Raw genomic sequence first — 867 nt, forward strand, 5'->3', positions numbered from 1 at the left:
CCAAAACGCATTTATCGTTTATTTCATAGTGAGGTAAAGGATGATGGTGAAGGCTTGCCATTGGATAAGTCCTTTCTATTGCGTCAAGGAAGGGATATGACTTTAGTCTCATGGGGGGCGAGCATAAATGAAACTATGCAAGCGGCAAGTTTATTGGCTAGGGATGGGATTGAGTGTGAGGTGATAGACGTTGCCAGTATTTCTCCTATAGACCACGATACTATTATCCAGTCGGTTCAAAAAACTGGTCGCTGCATAGTTATTCATGAGGCGCCAAGAAGCTGTGGGCTGGGTGCGGAGATTGCAGCAACGCTTTCTGAAAGAGCCTTCCCTTACTTAAGGGAACCCGTGGCGAGAATCACTGGTTATGACACGGTAATGCCATATTTTCGTAACGAATCAAACTACCTGCCCGGCGTAGAGCAAATAACCGAATTGGCAGCGGTGATGTGCAGGGCCGCAACACCGGTTGACGCAGACGGAAACAAGGAGGCTTAGCTATGAGCAAATTTTATCTACCTGATCTCGGTGAAGGCCTCCAGGGTGCAGAAATTATTGAGTGGAAGATTAAGCCTGGCGATATGGTCTTGGTTGATCAGTTGATTTTAGTTGTCGAAACGGCAAAAGCTATTGTGGAAATTCCATCTCCTGTGGAAGCTAGAATCGGGAAAATTCACTGTAAAGCGGGCGACATGGTTGATGTGGGTTCAGTGTTATTAGAATACACTGAGAAGGAAAATGCTGAGTCCCCGATAGGTAAAGATACTTCGATATCGGAGTATCTAGGCGTCTCTCAAAATGTGCAAAAGAGCGTATCGGTCGTTGGAAGTTTGCAAACTGCAGAAGGTGAAAAGGATGTCGATCAAT

Annotated in this window: 2 protein-coding genes; both read left to right on the plus strand. The window is 45.7% G+C overall.

Features of this window, described 5'->3' with window-relative positions; all coding sequences use genetic code 11:
• Positions 1-498: transketolase C-terminal domain-containing protein (locus A3763_RS03090; protein WP_304440780.1), on the plus strand; the 498-nt coding region annotated here is incomplete at its 5' end.
• A 2-nt stretch (positions 499-500) separates the two neighbouring features.
• Positions 501-867: biotin/lipoyl-containing protein (locus A3763_RS03095; protein WP_304440781.1), on the plus strand; the 367-nt coding region annotated here is incomplete at its 3' end.

Source organism: Oleiphilus sp. HI0128, assembly GCF_001635365.1.